The following is a 19514-nucleotide window of genomic DNA, read 5'->3' as shown; positions in this document are numbered from 1 at the left end:
CTGAAGCAACAAGATTCTATAATCCCAATGCTTTAGATTTGGGAGTACGTCAACTGGTCCCACTTCTACTTTTTTCCATGTTTCTTCTGCTCGGATAGATGACGTATGCGACGTCATCCAAAAGAAACATAGTGTTGCTAAAACCACACTGGCCCTCATAGCATCCTCCCACCTAATACTCCCTGCACCGATTCGTAATGGGCAAGCGTCTATCGCGTCCAAATGCGCGGGGCGTAATCTTGATGCCGGGAGGCGCCTGGCGGCGTTTGTACTCGTTGATATCCACCGTGCGGATAACCCGCGTGACGAGTTCTTCATCATAGCCCAACGCAATAATATCTTGCAAACTCGTATCATCCTCCACATACGCCTTGAGAATCGGATCCAGCACCGGATAAGGAGGCAAACTATCCGTATCTTTCTGATCATCGCGCAACTCGGCCGTGGGCGGTCGTTCGATAATCGAAACGGGAATAACGGAATGATCAGACAGACCATTGCGATAATGCGCCAGATCATAAACAAGCGTCTTGTAAATATCCTTAATAACCGCAAACCCACCCGCCATATCGCCGTAAAGCGTGGCATAACCCATACTCAACTCGCTCTTATTCCCCGGTGCCAGCACGAGCGCACGGAATTTATTGGCAAGCGCCATCAGCAAAGTACCCCGAATACGCGGCTGGATATTCTCCTCAGCAGTATCAGAAGGCAAATCGCCAAACTCATCCGCAAGAAGACCGAGATACCGGTCGAACAATTTTTGAATCGGCAACGTCAGAATGCGAATATCGAGATTACCCGCCATCCGCAGAGCATCGTTAAATGTACCCTCTGAAGAGAACTGGGTCGGCATCGTCACACACACCACATTCTCTTGCCCCAGCGCATCATAGGCAACAGCCGTAACAAGCGCCGAGTCAATCCCGCCAGACAACCCGATAAAAACCTTCTCAAACCCATTCTTCAAAACATAATCGCGCGTACCCAGAACAAGCGCATCGTAAATATTCTTGAGACGCTCATCTGGACGCGGAAAATCTGGCCTCTCAGACGGAGAAAGACATACAGATTTGGGTTTCAGATCGGGCAAATCAATGGCGGTCAGAGCAGAAACATCGCGCTTCTCCTTGCGCCGACGCGAATCGTGCAGGCGATTGCGAAAAACAGCCTCAACATCAACATCCGCCACCAACAGATCTTCCTCAAACCGGGGTGCCCGCGCAACAACGCGCCCTTCCTGATCGACAATCAAACTGCCCCCATCAAAAATCAACTCATCCTGCCCGCCGACGAGATTGCAAAAAGCCAGAACAGCACTGTTATCCGTCGCGCGCGTAGCAATCATCTGCTCGCGCAACAACTCTTTGCCATCGTGAAAAGGAGAGGAAGAAATATTGATCAGCACCTCGGCATCGCCGGCAAGTGCTTGCTCCCGGGCGGGACCGCCGGGATACCAGATATCTTCACAGATCGTAACCCCAAAAGTGATACCATTGAGGCGGTACACCCCTGCGGTCTTGCCAGATTGGAAATAGCGATCTTCGTCAAAGACACCGTAATTGGGCAAATAGGTCTTGTGATAGACATCGATCAAGCGCCCATCGCAAGCAATCGCTGCGGCATTGTAGATATCGTCGTGACGATCCACAAAACCGAAAATCGCAGCAACACCCTGCGTCGCCCGAACGAGCTCGTTCAACACATCGAGGTTGGATTGGATAAACCGGGGCTTGAAAAGCAAATCTTCGGGCGGATAGCCCGGGATCGCGAGTTCGGGAAAAACGACAACATGCGCCCCCAAGTCGCGTGCCCTGTGAACATGGTCGAGAATTTTTTCACGGTTGCCCGCAAGATCACCGACGGTGACATTAATTTGCGATAGGGCAAGGCGAATCACGTGTCCGGTCCCCTAATAATCGGAGTAGAAGAAGTGACGATAATCGACAATATCGGCACTTTCCCGCAAATCGGCAAACCAGGCAGTGAAAACCTCCTGGCGTTTTTGTGAAAGCACCTGCTGCAATAACGTCCCTTTTGCCGACCCTAAACCCGTTTCATCAACAGATTGTCTTTCCTCCACGCGCAAAATATAAGCCCCGCGGTCAGTCTTGACGACCTCGCTGGTCTGACCCGTTGACAAACGAAATGCCGCGCCCACAAAAGCGTTGCGACTACCCACACTGGGAACAAAGCCCGTGCGCGCAAAAGACTGCGGTGTCTGAACCGTGAGATTGAAAAACTCGGCTGCTTCTTCGAGTGATTTCCCCGTCTTGATCTGCCCCATCACCTCGGCCAACCGACCAGCCGCAACCTCGACCTTCTTTTTATTCTTCAAACTCGCCTCAATCTGCGGTTTAACCTCATCCAGAGGCCGGGGACCCGCCTCGCGGACCTCCCGCAAAGCGAAAACGTGGATACCCTGGTCATTTTCATAAACACTGGAAACATCGCCAGGAGAACCGCGCAAAAATTTGTTGACCAGCCCCGATGTGCTATTGCCCAGCAAAGGGAAAAAACTGCCAGCGGTAATAAACTCCGAGTCCTGACTTTGCAAATCCCTCTGATTGACAGCCGAGTCAAACCCGACATCCTCGGCTATTTCTGCAAACTCTTCGACAACCACGCGCAAACTATCGAGCGTATCGCGCCCGGGACGCACCTCAATGAGAATATGCCGCGCGTGAACCTCAAGGCTATCAGCTGCGCCTCTCGTCTCCTCCACCTTAATAACATGCCAGCCAAACTGCGTTTTGACCGGATCGGATATTTCCCCCGCATTGAGCGCGAAAGCCGCATCTTCAAAAGGCTTGACCATGCGACCTCGCCCAAAGAAGCCGAGATCGCCACCGCGCGGGCCACTTGGCCCATCGGAATACACCCTGGCGAGTTCGGCAAAATCATCACCGGCTTTGGCCTCGGCGAAAACCCGATCAATCTCGGCTTTGGCTTCGGCTTCATCGCGTGCGGTTGCCGTTTTTTGCAACGAAACAAAAGCGACGCGCACGGCGGCATCTTCCTGGTATTCATCCCGATGCTCTTCGTAATAAGTTTGAATCTCAGCATCCGCGACCAGCGCGAGCGAGTCGGAAATGACGTTGGCATCAAACCCGATATAAGATACGCGCACTTTTTCGTTCTGTTCGATATACGCCTGCTCGATCTCCGCATCGGAGACTTTGACCGAACCGACAATAAGAGTCTCGAGCTTTTGCGAAAGCAACTGGCTTCGCGCATTCTCTTCGGCAAACAGAACAAACTGCTTCATTCGGGGATCGCTGTACGTGCTGGGATCGTCGAGAAACTGGTTATATTTAGCCAGATCAAATGTACCGTCAGTCTGGAAAAATTCCTGTTGTTGTATCCACTCTGCGGGTTGTGTGCGGTTGATGTGATCGACCTCAGCATCGGAAACCGTAATACCGTATTTGTCAATCTGTTGCCCAAACAGGGTTTGCGTAACCACGCGTTCCCACGTCTGAGAAATAATCTGACTGACATCGGGATCTTCATTACCCCGCGCTTTGGCCTGCTCGAGATCATTTCGGATTTCGGCTTCAAACTGCTTGACAGAAATATCCTGACCATTCACAGAACCCATATTGTCACCAACAGCGGCAAACCCCCGACTGCTAAAATCAGCCCCCCATTCAAACACCATAAGGCCGACAAAAGCAACCGCAACAATAATCATCATCGCCTTGATAAAAGTAGCACTACGCATTTGAGCGAGCATTGAAACTATTCCTCCGTTATAGAAGCGGTAAAACCAATATAGATAAGGTTAAATAATCTACCTGTTGGACTTTGTACTGGCAAGGTTTTTTTATGTAAATGCAAGCAATTCAGCTTCTTGACGAGGGTGGGTAAAAGCCCTATACTCAAGGCGACAAGAGCTAAAATTACTCCCATCCTGGACGCCTGCTTAAAGCATGCAGGCGTGACGACAGGTATAGCGAGTGTCATCGCGGCAGGCTGTTAGCCGCGATCCAGAAGGTCTTTAGCTAACTACCAACCATAGCCCCGAATTTCTTCATGCCTCGCCTATCTACCATAATTTGTATTCTCTTATCCCTCACCATAACTGCACACGCAGAAAATTATCACTGGCCCATGGATGCCCCCCCGGCATTGACATCGACCTTTGGTGAATACCGGGGGGGGCGATTGCATGCGGCCATTGACCTGAAAACCTATGGCAAAGAAGGGTATCCCGTAACAGCGATTGCCGATGGGTACGTCTGGCGGGTCCGCACATCGCCCTGGGGATACGGGCGAGTGGTATATGTACAACTCGACAACGGCCTGTTCGCGCTCTGGGCGCACTTATCGGGATTTTCCAAACGCATCGAAAAATACGTCCAGCAAGAACAAGATCGCCGCGGAACATACAGCGTAAACCTGTATTTTCGCCCCGATCAAATCCCCGTCAAACGCGGAGAAGTGCTGGGCTATTCGGGCAGCACGGGCATTGGCGTACCGCATCTGCACTTCGAATTGCGCGACGCGAAACACCGCCCCATCAATCCCCTGCTCCATGGATTTGATATCAAAGACACCATACCCCCAACCATACAGGCGATCGGCCTCGTACCCTTAAACGCAAATGCACGGGTCAAAAGCGGACACAAGCCAGTGTCACATCGCCTCGCCTATCGAACAAAAGAAAAAATCTTCACACATCCCGATACCGTAACCGTCTGGGGTCCCATCGGCATTGGCCTGAAAGCGTTTGACCGCGCGAATGACTCGCAACTAACAAATCGATTGGCCCCTTATCGCATGCGACTTCTAATAAATGGCGAAGAGATATTTCAAAAAACCTGTGGGCTATTTGGATACGACGTAACGCGCCACGGAGAACTCGCCTATGACTTTTACATGAGCCGTCGCGGCCTGGGGCGATTTCACAGCCTGTATCGCAAACCCGGCAATCGCCTGCCTTTCTACGGCGATTACAAAGTGGGAGCAGGCGTATTATTTGCAGGGACAAAAACCAACGGTGCGGGACATGAACTCTCGCCGGGCGTACACCGCCTGCAGATCATTGCCGAAGACGTAAAGGGAAATCGCGCAAAAGCAGCCGTATTTTTGCGGGTGCAGAACACAAATAGAAAATTTCCCTCAAAAAATTCACCACAACACACCCCAAAAATAACCAGCGAAATATCGTATTTCCCCACCTTTGCAGTTATCCGCATCTCAGCCAATCGGACCCTGTCAGAAATGCCAACCGTCCGAGCACAACTTTCCAAACAATGGACGCGAACCCTCGCAGTTCAACAGACGAGTTCGCAAACATATCAGGTTATCATTCCATTTGATGAAAAGCACGCCGACGACATAGACCTGCAAATTGAAACAAACGGACAAACCCAAAAATTGCGAATCATCCAGCAAACCGTCACACCAGATGGCGGAGAAATGCGCTCGGATGACAGATTGGTGCGGGTGCGATTTGAGAAAGAAGGCGTTTACGAAACCCTATTTGGACGCATAGAGTCCGAAAGCCAGATAAAGGACAAACGCATGGTGGGAATCGCATTCCGGATAATGCCCGGAGACGTGGCATTCAAAGGAGCAGAAATCGCGTTTATCTACCCTCCAGATCATCCCAATATAGACAAACTCGGCATCTACAAATGGAATGGAAGAAAAAGCTGGACTTTTGTCGATAAGGGACGCGATTCAAAGACAGGTACTATAACGGGAAATGTGCGAAACTTTGGTGTATTTGCATTGCTCGCCGACACTGTGCCCCCCAGAATTGCCAGCATAACCCCCGCCAACGGCACAGTACTCACACAGCGCCAACCCAGAGTTGCAGCCTCTATATGGGATACATCTTCGGGTATCTGGCGAGAGGAAGATATGGTGATACGCATCGATGGACAAGCTCTCATTGTGGAATACGACCCGGAAGAAAATCGCATCTTTGCCAAACCGCGAACCCCCCTGACGCCCGGATCGCACAAACTGGAAATTATCGTGCGCGACATCTGTGGCAATGAATCGCGGCGCACCACGACATTCAGGACCAAATAGCCATGATGATCCCCCTCAAAGACGAACACCCTTCGGGAAGCGTGCCCGTATTGGTGATCGGCATATTGCTGACCAATGTGGGCATCTTCGTGTACGCCTGGTTATTGGGCGACATCGGATTTCATGTATTTACCGCGCGATATGGGGCGATCCCCTTTGAAATCATGCACGGTGTTAACGCAATCTCTCCCACGCCCATCCCGCTATATCTCACGCTATTATCGTCGATGTTTATGCACGGCGGCATATTACATCTGGGCGGCAACATGCTGTATCTGTGGATATTTGGGAACAATATAGAAGCCGCGCTGGGACGTGCGCGATTCTTGTTCTTCTATTTATTTTGCGGGATAATAGCAACACTATCACATGTGATTTCCGAACCGGAATCCACCATACCAATGGTGGGTGCCAGTGGCGCAATAGCGGGAATATTGGGAGGCTATCTGGCGGCATTTCCCGGCACGCGAATACTGGTACTCGTATTTTATTTCATCCTTCGCGTACCGGCACTAATCGTACTCGGTGGATGGTTTGTCATTCAGTTGCTCAACGCCTCAAGTGCCAGCGGCACAAGTGACGTCGCGTGGTTCGCCCACATTGCCGGATTTGTCGTAGGCTATGTGCTCATGCGACAATGGAAAAACAAAATCCCGGCCAAAAGAGTATATGAACAGTGGGAGTATTGAAAGCGGATCAGGATGATCAGAGCCTGCACTGGAGTGTTTCTATCCAGTGATGAAAGGATGATCAGGATATTTCTCAGTAGGCAAAAAAGTGGCGTGCTAAAAGAAATAGCACGCCATTGTCGTATCATTGATACGACAATCTCGGATTGCCAAACTCTTCAACCAATTATCTCGACGGTGTAGAGACAATTGTTGCGACAGTGTGGCAACAATCTCCTCACCGCACAACAGACCCCACACTATCTGCCTCCCTCGGCATTGTTCCCAATTTCCATCGATCTATGAGCCTGCGTATATCTTCGGGATTTTCAAGCGGTGGCCCCAAGCGGAGCAGATTCTCCAGCGAAGAAACAGCACGAGTTATGTCACCCGACTCGTAAAAATGGATAGCCAGCGCGTGATAGTGTGTGCCAACGAGTTGCCAGGTCTCCGGGAAATCGAGCGCGTAGGGAGGCACGCGTTTTTCGACTTCCAGGAGAACATCATAAGCCTCTCTGTGCATACCCAGCCGAATGTACGCGCGGACAAGCCCATCAAAGAGAATCAAGTAATTGCTGAGCAAACGACGAGCAACCGGGTCTTTGTGAACCGTACTATCCGCAACACCGGTGTACCGATAGACCTCGAGCAAATTGCGCCTGATCTTTTCCTCCTCAAACTGCTCGTATCCCCGGGTCCTGACCAATTTATACGCCATCCCCTCCATGGACAAATAGGACTTCAAACCCGCCATATTGATATCGGGTACGGTCACGGCAAAATAAATGGGCCGCTTTTCCCAGTTGTGTTTCACAACGCGCCATATCATCAAAGTATGGGGTTCCAGGACCGGCACCGTCTCTCTGCCTCTGCCCGTAGGATACCCGACTATGGGAAGATCCCCCCCCTCGAGTTTAAGACCTGCTACTTCTACGCTTCTGTCGTAATCCCAGGGAAGAGCCCCAAGCCATTCTTCAATCTCATCATCCTCCAGGTCAAATTCAATACCGTACCGCTTCAGCTGTTTAATGTACCACGAAGTCTTGATAAGACTGAGATTGACAACTTGAATATCATTTCGCACGCCCTCAACGCCCTGCAAAAACCACAGAGGATACGTATCGTTATCCCCATTGGTAAACAAAATGGCATTCTCCTCACAGGTAGCCATAATATTATAGGCATAATCATACGACACAAAGTCGCCCGTGCGGTCGTGTACGTGATAATTCTCGACCAGAATACCCGATGGCACCAGAAGCATGAGAGCCGCCGCCAGAATCGCCAGCGATTTGTTTTGCATCCAGGCGATAAGACCCGCTGCACCAATACCCATCCATATACCAAAAAATGTATAAGCCCCCACAAAGATATATTCGCGCTCGCGGGGTTCCGGGTCGGGCATATTGAGATAAAGCACAAGCCCCACGCCCATCAGGGCAAACATGGCAAAAAAGGAAGCAAAGCGTTTCCAATCCATACGCAGGTGATACACAGCACCGCCAATGCCGAGCGCGAGCGTAATCAGAGAATATTGAATGATCTCATATCGACTCATATAAACATCTACGGCACGGCGAAAAGCTGCGGAGATCCCATCAAAAAACGGAAACTGCTGGAGAAAATATTTGATAAAAATATTAAACTGAAAAGCCCAGGGTTCGGCGCGGCGTGGAAAAACGAGGTGGATCCCGTATTGCTGACGCCCCATAAATGCTTTGAAATTCTCCCAGGTCTCGGGATCGTTCATATCAATCATAGGATTGAGACCCGAACGGATAAAAAGGGCGAAATACGTGGAAAAACCCAGCGCACCGATAATAATTCCCAAAAGCCAGAATTGGGGATTGCGCCACTCAGGTCTCAAAATGAGCAACCCGATAACAACGGCACCCGTCAGAAGTGCGGCGACACCAATGGGAAAAACAATAGACAAAAAGGGATAGAGGGTAAGCCCCACGACCACGAGCACCTGATGCTTAAGTGGTCGATCTTCCATCAAATCGGTAAAAAGCAGAATGAGAATACCGGGAATGGTGAGCAAACACTGGAGATGTACACCTGCGCCGAGTCCAAAAAGATAGGCAATAAAGAGCAAGAGGCGATCGCTATTGTGGTCTTTGTGCGCGTCATCCCAGCGCAGAGCCACCCACACCGCCAGCATGGTAATACACATCGACAGGCCATAAACCTCGGCTTCGATGGCATTATTCCAAAAAGAAAAAGAGAAAGCCGTGCTGAGGGAGGCAACCACACCCCCAACAAGGATAGCGACTTGTTGGATAGTATCTTCGCGATCCAACCAGGTGGAGAGCAAACGGACAGTACACAAATAGATGAGAACAACTGTGGCAATACCAGCAGCAGCCGACAGGAGATTCACGCGAAAAGCGATTTCTCCAAAAGGCAACATGGAAAAGATACGCCCCAGCAAAGTATAGAACGGCGCGCCGGGGGGGTGGGGAATGCCCAGAGTATAAGCAGTGGTGATAAACTCACCACAGTCCCAAAATGCAACAGTAGGTGCCAGTGTCGAGAGATAGATAACAGCCGTGACAAAAAATACCAGACCAGCGACGATCTTATTGCGCTGTCCAAATCCGTTCATAAAGTTTCTACTCGCATGTATGGGTTCTTACTCCGGAAGGTCTTCGGGTCGCTCAATTTCAATATCGACAAATGTGCCATCAACTCTGGCTATAACATAAAAAACCTCATTGCCCCGCAAAACCCATACTGAGCTACCTGTACCGTGCATGAGAACGGGTTCTGAGGGACCATAGGTATTGGGAGGCAAGTCTTCGGGTCCATAAACCTGCACACTCCCATACGTGGGATCCCATTTGAGAAAAAAGAGACTATCGCCCTTCAAAACCCAGGCTCTGGACCCACCACCAGCCATCATAACCGGTTCCGACCCATCTGAATCCGGAAGTTCTTCAGGACGCTCTGATTCCAGTCTCACAAACGTACCTTCGCGTTTTGCAGCGACAAAATAGACATCGTCACCTCGCAGTATCCACGCAAAATCGCCCGTACTCTGCAAAAGCAAAACTTCTTTGATATCCTCACCACCGATCTCCTGGGGACCGTAAATCTGCGCCTGTTCAAATTCCCTATCCCATTTGAGATAGTAAAGTTTATTCCCCTTCAAAATCCAGGATGTCACCCCGCTACCGCCTATCATAGCGGGTTCTGGCACTTCTTCATCCAGGGCAAAAACAGACGTCGGTTTAGACAGCGGTAAGCTTGTGCAAGCAGTAGAAAGTAAAAACAGAGCATATATGAAACGCCGATTGGACATTTTTGATTCTCCGGTTGAAATAAAAAAATTTTTAGACGGACAAATGTATAGGTTATGGAAGAATCAGTCAAGAGGCGGTGAGACGTGAGAAGTGAGGAGGAGCCTTTAACGTCTTACGTCTCACCTCTCACCTTTAAACTATACACCCCAGCAAAACAAAAGTTCTACCCAAAAAATAATAGGCCACATCGGGCGAACCCGTTTGTGGCCTATTGGAATAGCGGACCGTGTTAATGCAAATAAGATTTCAGCGGACGGCTACGCGAGGTATGGCGCAATCGCCGAAGGGCTTTCTCTTTAATCTGACGCACGCGCTCTCGAGTCAATCCAAAACGTTCGCCAATTTCCTCGAGGGTAAGTGGCTGTTCGCGATTGATCCCAAAATAAAGTGTAATAACTTCGGCTTCACGAGGGGTGAGGGTAGCGAGGGCTTTTTCTATTTCTCGTCTGAGAGCGTCATCGAGAAGTGGATCGTCGGGAGGGGGTTGCATGCCGTCTTCAAGTACATCGAGCAGATTATTGTCTTCGCCATCTTTAAATGGCGCATCCAGTGAAAGATGGCGGCTCGAAATTTTGAGTGTATCGCGCACTTCAAAATCATTCATGCCGAGTTCATCGGCAATTTCACCCGGACTGGGTTCGCGACCATACTCCTGTTCGAGACCACTCGATGCCTTGCCAATTTTGTGGAGCGCGCCAACCCGATTCAGCGGCAGCCGAACAATGCGAGATTGCTCGGCCAGAGCCTGTAAAATCGCCTGACGGATCCACCACACGGCATAAGAAATAAATTTAAAACCCTTAGTTTCATCAAAACGTTTGGCAGCTTTGATAAGCCCAAGATTTCCTTCATTTATCAGGTCGCCCATCGAAAGGCCCTGATTCTGGTATTGTTTGGCGACACTTACCACAAATCTCAGGTTGGCTGTGGTCAATTCTTCCAGGGCACCTTGATCGCCCTTTTTTATTCGTTTGGCCAGCACGACTTCCTGGTCTGCTGTAAGCAACGCGACTTCGCCAATTTCTTGTAAATACTGATCCAGTGATTCGTCTTCACGAGCATAAGGTCTTTTAGATAGTCTTGGCACTTCGTCAACCTCTCCTTCTTTGCACAGGGGATTTGCGCAGGTAGATAACACCTGCAAGGATAAAGGACAAAGGTCTGTGAAACGACAAAGGGAGAATCTTACATGAATACCTCCTATCTTTACCCGATTGCCAGTGCTAAATCCCTTCCCTTTCTCGACACGGCAACGGGCTTCTAACTTCTGGTGGGGCCAGAAGAAGTTTCTAATCTTCTCTATCTGATTCTTGTAATGTTTTGAATTGCGCTTCCTGGTTTTGCAATTGCTCTTCGAGCTTGCTAATCGTCGCGATTTGACCTTGAACCGCTTCAGTTTGTGCCTCAATGGCGGCCTCATGGTCTTTGAGTTCTTCGTATATTTGTCCGCCAAGTTCAGTAAATGCATCGTGAATAGCGTGGCGGGTGCGTGCAATATCAAGGCGTGCGCGGCCGAGTCTGCCCAGATATTCGGCTTTTTCCGCTGCTGTAGCCGCGCCATCGCGAAGACCTTGCTTAATTTTTTCCCAAAGAGTTTCGGAATTCATTGTGTTTGCTCCAGCATTAAGCGTCAGTTTGATTTCTTTTTACACTGCGAAGTTCGGACAGCAATTGCGCTCGATTTGCGCGTGAAATCTCCCGCCCCTGAATATTAATACCCGGGGTTTCACGAGCAATCTGGCGCAGGCGATGTACCGGCAGATTTTCGAGATCCTCTTCGTTCGCTTCGTCTATTTCATCCTCTTTTTCCACCAACCCAAAAACATCGACGAGATCTTCGTGTGGATTGGGAATCACGTGATGTGCCACCAGAGTGCCCACCTGTTGCGCAGCCTGTACACCAGCTTCAACCGCAGCCTGCACTGCGCCAACATCGCCTAAAACGCGAATCGAAATAATACCACCTTCTATTTGTTCAACAGCAGACAACTCAACAGCCGCTGCTTTGGTTGCTGCATCGGCAGCTTCTGCAACGCCGACAAAACCCAGCGTTTCAATAAGTCCGAGGGCAGGTTTCATAAATGCTTATTTCCAAACAAAGAAAAGCGGCTACTCAAAACGCCAGGTGCGTATGAACAGCCGCCGAATAAATCCATTCAACGGTGTGTATTTTTGGCAGAGAAAATGAAAATAGTTGTGTAATCCAACGGAAGGTTCATTAGACTTGCCAATCTACGAATGTGTTGATTTATATGGATACCGCGAGAGTCAAAAGTAACAAATTTGAGGTCAGATGTCACGCATTTTTTTACATGTGAAAGCTATCCTAATGTAGTGTATTGTAATATAGTTATATAGCTTATAAAGGGAACTCATGAGTCACCATTGAAAACGACTCAGCCCCTCAGCAGTACCAAACCAGACATATCCGCCATCGCGAAGAACAACCTGTACCCGCGTGTGTGCAAGCCCATCGTACATCGTGTAATGTGTCCAGAGGTGGCGCGGCACATCTAAAAGAAAAGCTCCTGCGCTCGTGGCAACCCACACCTCATCGCTATTGGCCTCAATTGAGACGCGGTCTCTCCCACCTATCTCGGCGAGGGGATACTCGCGCCAGGTATTATCTCCCGGGCGGTATCGCACGGCTGCTGATGGGACATTTGTAGCAAGCCACAGATCATTGTTGTGCATAGCCAGCGCGCGTACCTTTCGTTTGGCAATATCATCGGCCACAGGCCGCCAGGTGCGATCTCCTCGGGCACATTGAAAAAGACCGCTCTCAGTACCTGCCCATATATAATCGGGACCCGCAACCATAGCATTGATAATCGCGTATTCGCTACCCTGCACATAGTCGAGCGAATCGGCTTTAATATCCAGCATAGCCAAACCGCGTTCCGAACCAATCCAGAGAATGTCGTTATCGCGTGCCAGTGCCTGCACCCGCCCCCAAAGGCGGGTTTCGCGATAAGTAAACCATTGTCCAGTGCGTCTGTAATACCGCATCAGACCATTGTGGGTGCCAAACCACACATTTTCACCGCCGGGTAATATCGTGACAATCTGGGGATCGTCGAGACCGATGATGCGGTTGGATTCAAAATACTCCCACGTATTTGTACCAGAGCGATATCGGGTAATACCGCGCGCAGGTGCGCGATAAGTGTCCGCACCCCCAATCCACAACACATCGCCATCGCGTGCAATAGCAGTGACGTTTTCTTCCAGCGGACCATAAGTGAGAAATGAAAGCTGACCATCGAGGAGTTCGGCCTGCCCAACGCCCAGACCCCATGTGGCGATCCAGAGATGACGCCAGGAGTCAATCAACACATCTGTAATCGCATAGTTGCGCCGGGGACCTATAACCTGGTGATCATCGACATAATAACCAAAAGGCGGAAAAACCGGTGGAATTTGGGGAACCGACCGCGGATTGTGCAGATGTGCAGGAGGCCTACCCCCCTGCATGACACTCTGCACGCCAGTGAGCCACCGGCCTACACCCGAGGGCGTTTCAAACCACAGGTCACCTGTATCGCTATCATAAGCAATCCGCTGTACCCTGTTATCGGGCAAGCCATCGCGAGTTGTCAGCGGAGCCAGCCAGGACTTGGCAAACCGGTCATAGCGGCGAATGCCCCCGGTCGTCGCCACAAAAATGACCGTCGGGCTTTCCGCTATGGACGTGACGTAATTCATGCTGGTAAAATTTTCCCAGCGATCGCGGTCATACGCGGATGAAGGCGCGGAGAGCAGAACGGTCAGAAGCGCGATAGAAAATTGCACTGCACGTCGGTGAATAACAAGCTTAAACATTACGTGGGACCTCAAACATAACCCTCGCCGCCTCAAACTCGGGTATCGACGTCTTGCCATTGAGACTGAGTTCAGACAAAATCCGCCCCGTGAGCGGCCCGAACTTAAAACCGTGCCCTGAAAACCCCGCCCCGATAACCACATTGGGATTATCCGGATGGACATCCAGAATAAAGTCCTCAGTACCCGTATTGGTATAAAGACACGTCTCCCAATCGAGAAACCGCTCAACCGGCGGAACAAATTGCGCTTTAATAAATACGCGAAGATCCTCAATCGCGTCCTCCGGCATCTGCGTGGGCACATCGTCGGGATCGTCGTCAACCCCACTGACAATATGCTTGGCCAGCTTGATCCCCTCGCGCCCAAATTGCGGAAGACCGTAATAACTTATATCGCCTTTTCGCAGGAGATAACCCCAAACCGGAAAAGCCCCGGGTTGAAATTCCTCCCGCGCCCCCTCAAGCTGGAAAAACCCAACCGTCTGGCGCGCCACTGCAACCTGCGAATTGAGAACCGGAAGCAAGCGAGACACCCAGGGACCAGCCGTCACAATCAGGCGTTCCGTTTCAAAATCCCCCGCAGAAGTCTCCACGCGAATGGGATCCCGGGTAATATCAACGCGCTGCACAGTCGTATTTTCCCGAATCTCCCCATCCTGCCTGCGAATCAGGCGAATAAGAGACTCAACAGCCTGTGCGGCAGCCACAAGCCCGGCCGTGCGGTCGTACAGAACACCAGCGGCATCTTCAAAGCGAAAAACCGGAAATCGTTTCCGCCCCTCTTCAGGAGTGAGAGGTTCCACATCCACACCGACCTCTGTCACAGCCCTGGCATAGCTCGTGTATTTCCCACCAGGAGGACCAAAAAAACAGCCGGGCGTGGGATAGATGAGTTGGACATCTGCATCGCGCTCGAGCTGGGGCCACGACTCGCCGTGTGCAATTTGCATAAGACGCACATAATCTGCATTCACATACGCACTGCGGGTAATGCGCGAATCCCCGTGTGAACTGCCCCGGCCATGAGCGAGCGCAAACTGTTCAACCAGCCCAACATCGCGAATGCCCTGCCGCAAAAGATGATAGCATGTACACAGGCCATTGATGCCCGCGCCAATGATGAGTGTATGGTATGTAGAAGACATAGTAGTATGATAAAGAGATTACCGTAACGCGCCTCAAATGTTGTGATTCATCACATGCCCCAGATATCGATCTCAATTCCACTGCGCGACGTCTGGCGACGGTGGAATACCTTGTCCGCCCAACGCCTGCCTTCACGACGGTCAAAGACTACCAGATGCCCCGCTTCTGCAGCGCACCGATCCATATATTCCGAGGTCTGATTCAGGCCATCGGCAATGGTTTGCTCCAGGCCCTTATGGAGAATTTTGCACTCGATCACGATTTTGCGCGTCTGACTGCCCTGCGGCCAGACGATCAGCAGATCCGTGCGCATCCGGCCAAGGCCATATTCTCGTTCAATGCGTCCACCGCTGTTGACAATGCGTTGGAGAAAGGCTTGCAACAGCAACTGTGGACCGGCTTCCCGATACTCGAATCGCGTTACCCAATGCTCTGAGTGCTCGCGGAAGAAGGTCTGGAACGCGGTCATCAGTTTGACCACATTCAGGCCACCATCGGCATTGACGTACCAGGTGGTATCCTGGACAAGACCCGCTTGTGCAGCGTAGGTCAGTTCGCGCGGCACGACTTCTGCGTATATGGGGTTGGCAATGCGCAATGGATCGTCTTCGGCGATCAAGCCCAGATCGCGGACGTATTCGAGGTCTCGGGCGGAGAACGCACTCTTTTCTGCCCCGCTCAAAAGCGGTTCGACAACGCGGCGCACGCGGTCTTCTTGTAATTTGTCCGCCAATTGATCCAGATGCGTCTCTCGGCGCAGGATGAGTTGCTCTTGCGCTTCGCGGATGTCGTCTGCGGTGATCATACAGAGTCGGTCTGCGGTATCACCGTCCTGGAAGCAGGTCTCGTCAGCCAGTGCATTGACCAGCCACGGCTGTCCTTGTGTCTGCGTCCAGATCAGTTCCAACGCGTCGGAGGTGAACACCTGTCCCGTATCTTCGGTGTGCTGACCGAGTAATGCATGTACCTGATCCCTTGAGAAGTCGCCCAGGCGCAATGACTGCGCCTTGATGTTGAACGCACTGCCACCGGCGATGAGCGCGTTCTCTGCTGTTGACTGGATGCGGTAATCGCGCACATCGCGCACGCCGCACAATATCACGCTTTGCGGAAAACTCGCCGGACGCAGATCGTAGCCTGCTCGCAATTGACGCAACACGGACAGGAGCGCGTCGCCAATCAGGGCATCGATCTCGTCAATGAGTAGCACCAATGGCTTCGGGTCGGCCATCGCCCAGTGCATCAATGCCTCCTGTAAAGCAGCACCTGGCCCAACCTCGGCAAGAAGACCAGGCCAGATCCCGGTCAAAAATTCGTCGCCGAGTGTCAAGCGTGCCCGAGACGCCAATCCGGCCAAAATGGTGCGCGTCACCTGTTCCACATCTTCGCGCCCGGCTTGCCCACCTTCGACATTGACGTACACACAGCGATAGTCGTCCCCCGCATTGAGCAAATCGCGCAGAGCCAGCAGGGCAGATGTCTTGCCCGTCTGCCTGGGCGCGTGCAGGACGAAATAGCGTTTGTCGCGGATGAACCTGAGAACCTCGGTGAGGTTGAGCCGTTCTAAGGGCGGGATGCAATAGTGGTCCGCAGCTACCACTGGTCCACTCGTGTTGAAGAAGCGCATCGCTGTGTCTCCCTGTCTGATGCATTAGCTGCCCTGAATATATACAACATTGAGAGAGAAAGAGAAAAAATTTCGAGAGGTTGCCCCTGCCCGATCGCATCTCGGGACTCACCTGTTTTGTGTACAGGCTGCGGCAAAAGATCAGGATACCGGTTATTGTTGTAAACGCGGAGGCCTCGCAGGAAAGGCGACGGTTTACCCTCGCCCACGAACTTGCACACCAGCTAATCGATAAGACCTCGCCCGTCAATCGTGAAAAGGCATCAGATATCTTCTCTGGAGCCTTCCTGATGCCTAAAGATCATCTGGTACGCACAATAGGTGAACGGAGAAAGGCCCTCTGTTATCGGGAATTGATCCAACTCAAACGCATATACCGGGTAAGCGCGGTAACGCTTTTGATCCGCCTCAAGCAGGTCGGCATCATCAATCAATCGACTTTCGACTATGCGTTCCGGACTTTTGCACGCGGCTGGCGGAAGCGCGAACCAGAATCGCTGAAAGGAAATCACGAAGTGCCGTAGCGGTTTGAGAGGCTTTGTTATTGGGCACTTGCCGAGAAACTCATAGACATGGGAAAAGCTTGCGAGTTGTTGCAAAAGCCATTGGCAGACATCGAAAAAGGACTGAAAGGACCTGCCAGTGGCAATGCGGATAGTGGTTAGCGATACGAGTTGCATGATCAATCTGAGGAAGGGCGGTCTGATAGGGCCGCATTACATTGGTCATCCGACAGCATTGTGCGAAATACCAGAGGTCATCCAGCGCGGCTTCTCGAATGCAGTCTCGAAGGGCTTCAATAGCCACATCCAAGCCGATTCTGTTCCGGATAAGTCTTTTCTAATAGGGATAGTCCATTGACAAAACACACTGAATTGGATATGATATTTTTGTCACCAAACGTATAAAATATCTTGAAGATTTTTGTGACTATTAAAAGCCCCGGCGGACAAATTTTCTTCAAGAGAGTTTGGTGAAATCCGTTGGGGCTTTTTTTGTTTATACAGGGATGGCTGGCAATTGCAGTACCATCCCACAAAAACGACAGGAGACGCAACAGAAATGAATAGTGAAATAGTCTGTATTCATGAAGGATTTGTATTGGATGACGCGGGAAACCTGATAACGACGATGTACATTGATCTGCGGGAAGAAGGCAGCAGAACTCCCATCCCGGCACTGGTCAAGGGATGCAAGCGGGAACATGCGCTCGAGGATGGGGAAACCATACTTATCTCTAAGCCAGCAAGGTTTCGAGAGTACGGCGAGAAATTGATCCGGGACGTACAAGAAGGGTTGGCGAAAGAAGAGTCCGTGACGGTGATAGCGGAGACAGCAGCCCAAGCAACGAGACAACGCGCGATCACGGATTTGAATGAAGCCCGCGAGATCTTGAACGCGCGGATGCGCGGGGTACACAAGGAGACCCACAGCAGCAGGAATACTAAAAACAAGAGCCTCGAATATGCCAAAGAGTGGTGGATCTTTTGTACGTCAATAGTACCGAAAGATAAAGAATGGGAGGCTTGGAAAGCCACGCTGGACGAGGAATACGATCATGTATCGGAAATCGGGCAACCAGCGAAGTTCGCGCAGGCGTTGGGGCGCATGGTAACGGAACAGATCGGTCCGCAAGGAAAAGACGAGTGGAAAAAGAGCACGATCAACGGCGTAGAGAATGCGCGGACGAAACACAGGACCCAATTGGTTATGCATGGACCGGTCATCTACACAGACCGGTTATACGACGAACTCACACGCGACTGCGATGAATGGACGAGATTGGTTGCTTCTATCTTCACTAAGAGTACGGAATACGCGGCGCAACGAGAATATCGGTTCGTGGTTCTAAACAAAGGAGCTGATGAGGAAACCATCAGTCTGCGAATTTCGGGTATGATGAGAGACGCATTGAGACGGATGGAAGGGGGCCTGGTGCGTCCTGCACCCTCGTCGGCGGAAATAGTCGGAGAAGACCAGAGTAAGCCATCGCCACGGATTAATGAGACCAGAGTGCCGATTTCTAAGCGGACCACGGTGACAGAACGGCTCACAGAACGGAAGGAGAGACGCTGGGAGACAAGAACTCCAGACGGGCAGGTGGTGTCTTCAGACATCGAAGAGTGGGAACAAGCCAAGGAAAGGACCGTTACGCAGGACCACGAGCCAGCAGATGGGGATTCACAGAAGAAGCTTCGCACGAATCGAGATGATGATGGAATAGAAGAAAAGTCGGCGGCGGAGTTTGTACAGAATTCTCGAGAACAGGATCCGGAACACCGCGACGAAGAAGCCGTGCAAGAGCTTGCTAAGGAAGAACGTGGATGGAATGGCGGACGCCAAGAAGACAACGATAGATCCATTGTAATACTCAGCGGGGCAGGCCGTGCCTACAAGCCGTTTGAAGAAATGCTTAACGATCCGGCCTTTCCCATAGGCCCAGCAGAGACGACTTGGCAGGAATCAACGTGTAGCTCGGAGGAGATCGTAAGAGCCTATGGATCAGTCGAAATCTTGTCGATGAAAATTACCCAGGTGAGGATGGAAAATCGGCAGGATGCGACAAGCGCGTGCTGGCATGCAATGCAGTGTATCCGCAACATCTACACACGGCTGGGTGATATCGTGGAGAGCGTGTGGATAGAGCGAGAAAAATTCGTCGTCATTCGCATCAAGAATTCGGAAGAATTGAAGGCCACAGGACGGATCGTTATCGCGCCAAGCGGGGCATACGCCTACTGTCTTCAACTCCCGCACAAGGAAAACTCAGGTTATGGGGGGATGGAGTGGGGGACGAAATTTTTCCCAATGGGCGATGAAGTCAAAAACTTCGAGACGTTCGGATGGCCCGGCAAGACAAGCTGACACAGTGTTTTCCATCGACGACAACCAATGCGCG

Annotated in this window: 13 protein-coding genes; 4 read left to right on the top strand and 9 right to left on the bottom strand. The window is 51.1% G+C overall.

Features of this window, described 5'->3' with window-relative positions; all coding sequences use genetic code 11:
* Positions 1-172: 172 nt before the first annotated feature.
* Together F4Y39_13875 and F4Y39_13870 are read right to left on the bottom strand one after the other, a co-directional pair.
* Positions 173-1897 carry an NAD+ synthase gene (locus F4Y39_13875; GenBank protein MYC14813.1) on the bottom strand — a complete coding sequence of 575 codons (1725 nt, stop codon included), beginning with the start codon at positions 1895-1897 and terminating at the stop codon, positions 173-175.
* A 15-nt stretch (positions 1898-1912) separates the two neighbouring features.
* The gene (locus F4Y39_13870) at positions 1913-3736 is read right to left on the bottom strand and encodes a hypothetical protein (GenBank protein ID MYC14812.1); all 1824 of its coding nucleotides are present in this window, start codon (positions 3734-3736) and stop codon (positions 1913-1915) included.
* A gap of 299 nt (positions 3737-4035) precedes the next feature.
* Between F4Y39_13870 and F4Y39_13865 the strand changes: the two genes are divergently transcribed.
* The gene (locus F4Y39_13865; protein MYC14811.1) at positions 4036-6045 is read left to right on the top strand and encodes a M23 family metallopeptidase; all 2010 of its coding nucleotides are present in this window, start codon (positions 4036-4038) and stop codon (positions 6043-6045) included.
* Between the two features lie 5 nt (positions 6046-6050).
* Positions 6051-6734, top strand: a complete 684-nt coding sequence (locus F4Y39_13860; protein ID MYC14810.1) for a rhomboid family intramembrane serine protease — start codon at positions 6051-6053, stop codon at positions 6732-6734.
* A 217-nt stretch (positions 6735-6951) separates the two neighbouring features.
* On the opposite strand, the gene F4Y39_13855 is transcribed toward F4Y39_13860, so the two are convergent.
* From F4Y39_13855 to F4Y39_13825, 7 genes are all read right to left on the bottom strand, one after another.
* A complete protein-coding gene (locus tag F4Y39_13855) occupies positions 6952-9321 on the bottom strand; it encodes a DUF2723 domain-containing protein (protein MYC14809.1) in 2370 nt (789 codons plus the stop codon).
* Positions 9322-9348: 27 nt separating this feature from the next.
* Entirely contained in the window at positions 9349-10017 is a 669-nt protein-coding gene (locus F4Y39_13850; protein MYC14808.1) for a hypothetical protein, read from the bottom strand.
* Between the two features lie 230 nt (positions 10018-10247).
* Positions 10248-11438: an RNA polymerase sigma factor RpoD/SigA gene (locus F4Y39_13845; GenBank protein ID MYC14807.1), complete on the bottom strand. Its 1191-nt coding sequence runs from the start codon at positions 11436-11438 to the stop codon at positions 10248-10250.
* Positions 11439-11641: 203 nt separating this feature from the next.
* The gene (locus F4Y39_13840; GenBank protein MYC14806.1) at positions 11642-12097 is read right to left on the bottom strand and encodes a BMC domain-containing protein; all 456 of its coding nucleotides are present in this window, start codon (positions 12095-12097) and stop codon (positions 11642-11644) included.
* A gap of 300 nt (positions 12098-12397) precedes the next feature.
* Positions 12398-13840, bottom strand: a complete 1443-nt coding sequence (locus tag F4Y39_13835; GenBank protein MYC14805.1) for a hypothetical protein — start codon at positions 13838-13840, stop codon at positions 12398-12400.
* Entirely contained in the window at positions 13833-14987 is a 1155-nt protein-coding gene (gene solA, locus F4Y39_13830; GenBank protein ID MYC14804.1) for an N-methyl-L-tryptophan oxidase, read from the bottom strand. The genes F4Y39_13835 and solA overlap by 8 nt, the downstream gene beginning before the upstream one ends.
* Before the next feature lie 50 nt (positions 14988-15037).
* Positions 15038-16615, bottom strand: a complete 1578-nt coding sequence (locus F4Y39_13825; protein ID MYC14803.1) for an ATP-binding protein — start codon at positions 16613-16615, stop codon at positions 15038-15040.
* 80 nt (positions 16616-16695) lie between these two features.
* Here F4Y39_13825 and F4Y39_13820 point away from each other — a divergent pair, with 80 nt between their 5' ends.
* Both F4Y39_13820 and F4Y39_13815 read left to right on the top strand, forming a co-directional pair.
* The gene (locus tag F4Y39_13820; protein ID MYC14802.1) at positions 16696-17139 is read left to right on the top strand and encodes an ImmA/IrrE family metallo-endopeptidase; all 444 of its coding nucleotides are present in this window, start codon (positions 16696-16698) and stop codon (positions 17137-17139) included.
* Positions 17140-17746: 607 nt separating this feature from the next.
* The gene (locus F4Y39_13815) at positions 17747-19480 is read left to right on the top strand and encodes a hypothetical protein (protein MYC14801.1); all 1734 of its coding nucleotides are present in this window, start codon (positions 17747-17749) and stop codon (positions 19478-19480) included.
* Positions 19481-19514 lie beyond the last annotated feature (34 nt).

Source organism: Gemmatimonadota bacterium (genome assembly GCA_009838845.1).
Classification (GTDB): Bacteria; Latescibacterota; UBA2968; order UBA2968; family UBA2968; genus VXRD01.
This window is presented reverse-complemented; position numbering and strand designations above follow the sequence as displayed.

Bases quoted from the DNA above. Each gene is read 5' to 3' on its own strand.
- F4Y39_13870 (MYC14812.1), bottom strand. From the start codon at position 3,736: ATGCTCGCTCAAATGCGTAGTGCTACTTTTATCAAGGCGATGATGATT.
- F4Y39_13865 (MYC14811.1), top strand. From the start codon at position 4,036: ATGCCTCGCCTATCTACCATAATTTGTATTCTCTTATCCCTCACCATA.
- F4Y39_13860 (MYC14810.1), top strand. From the start codon at position 6,051: ATGATCCCCCTCAAAGACGAACACCCTTCGGGAAGCGTGCCCGTATTG.
- F4Y39_13855 (MYC14809.1), bottom strand. From the start codon at position 9,321: ATGAACGGATTTGGACAGCGCAATAAGATCGTCGCTGGTCTGGTATTT.
- F4Y39_13850 (MYC14808.1), bottom strand. From the start codon at position 10,017: ATGTCCAATCGGCGTTTCATATATGCTCTGTTTTTACTTTCTACTGCT.
- F4Y39_13845 (MYC14807.1), bottom strand. From the start codon at position 11,438: ATGAGGCCGCCATTGAGGCACAAACTGAAGCGGTTCAAGGTCAAATCG.
- F4Y39_13840 (MYC14806.1), bottom strand. From the start codon at position 12,097: ATGAAACCTGCCCTCGGACTTATTGAAACGCTGGGTTTTGTCGGCGTT.
- F4Y39_13835 (MYC14805.1), bottom strand. From the start codon at position 13,840: ATGTTTAAGCTTGTTATTCACCGACGTGCAGTGCAATTTTCTATCGCG.
- solA (MYC14804.1), bottom strand. From the start codon at position 14,987: ATGTCTTCTACATACCATACACTCATCATTGGCGCGGGCATCAATGGC.
- F4Y39_13825 (MYC14803.1), bottom strand. From the start codon at position 16,615: ATGCGCTTCTTCAACACGAGTGGACCAGTGGTAGCTGCGGACCACTAT.
- F4Y39_13815 (MYC14801.1), top strand. From the start codon at position 17,747: ATGTACATTGATCTGCGGGAAGAAGGCAGCAGAACTCCCATCCCGGCA.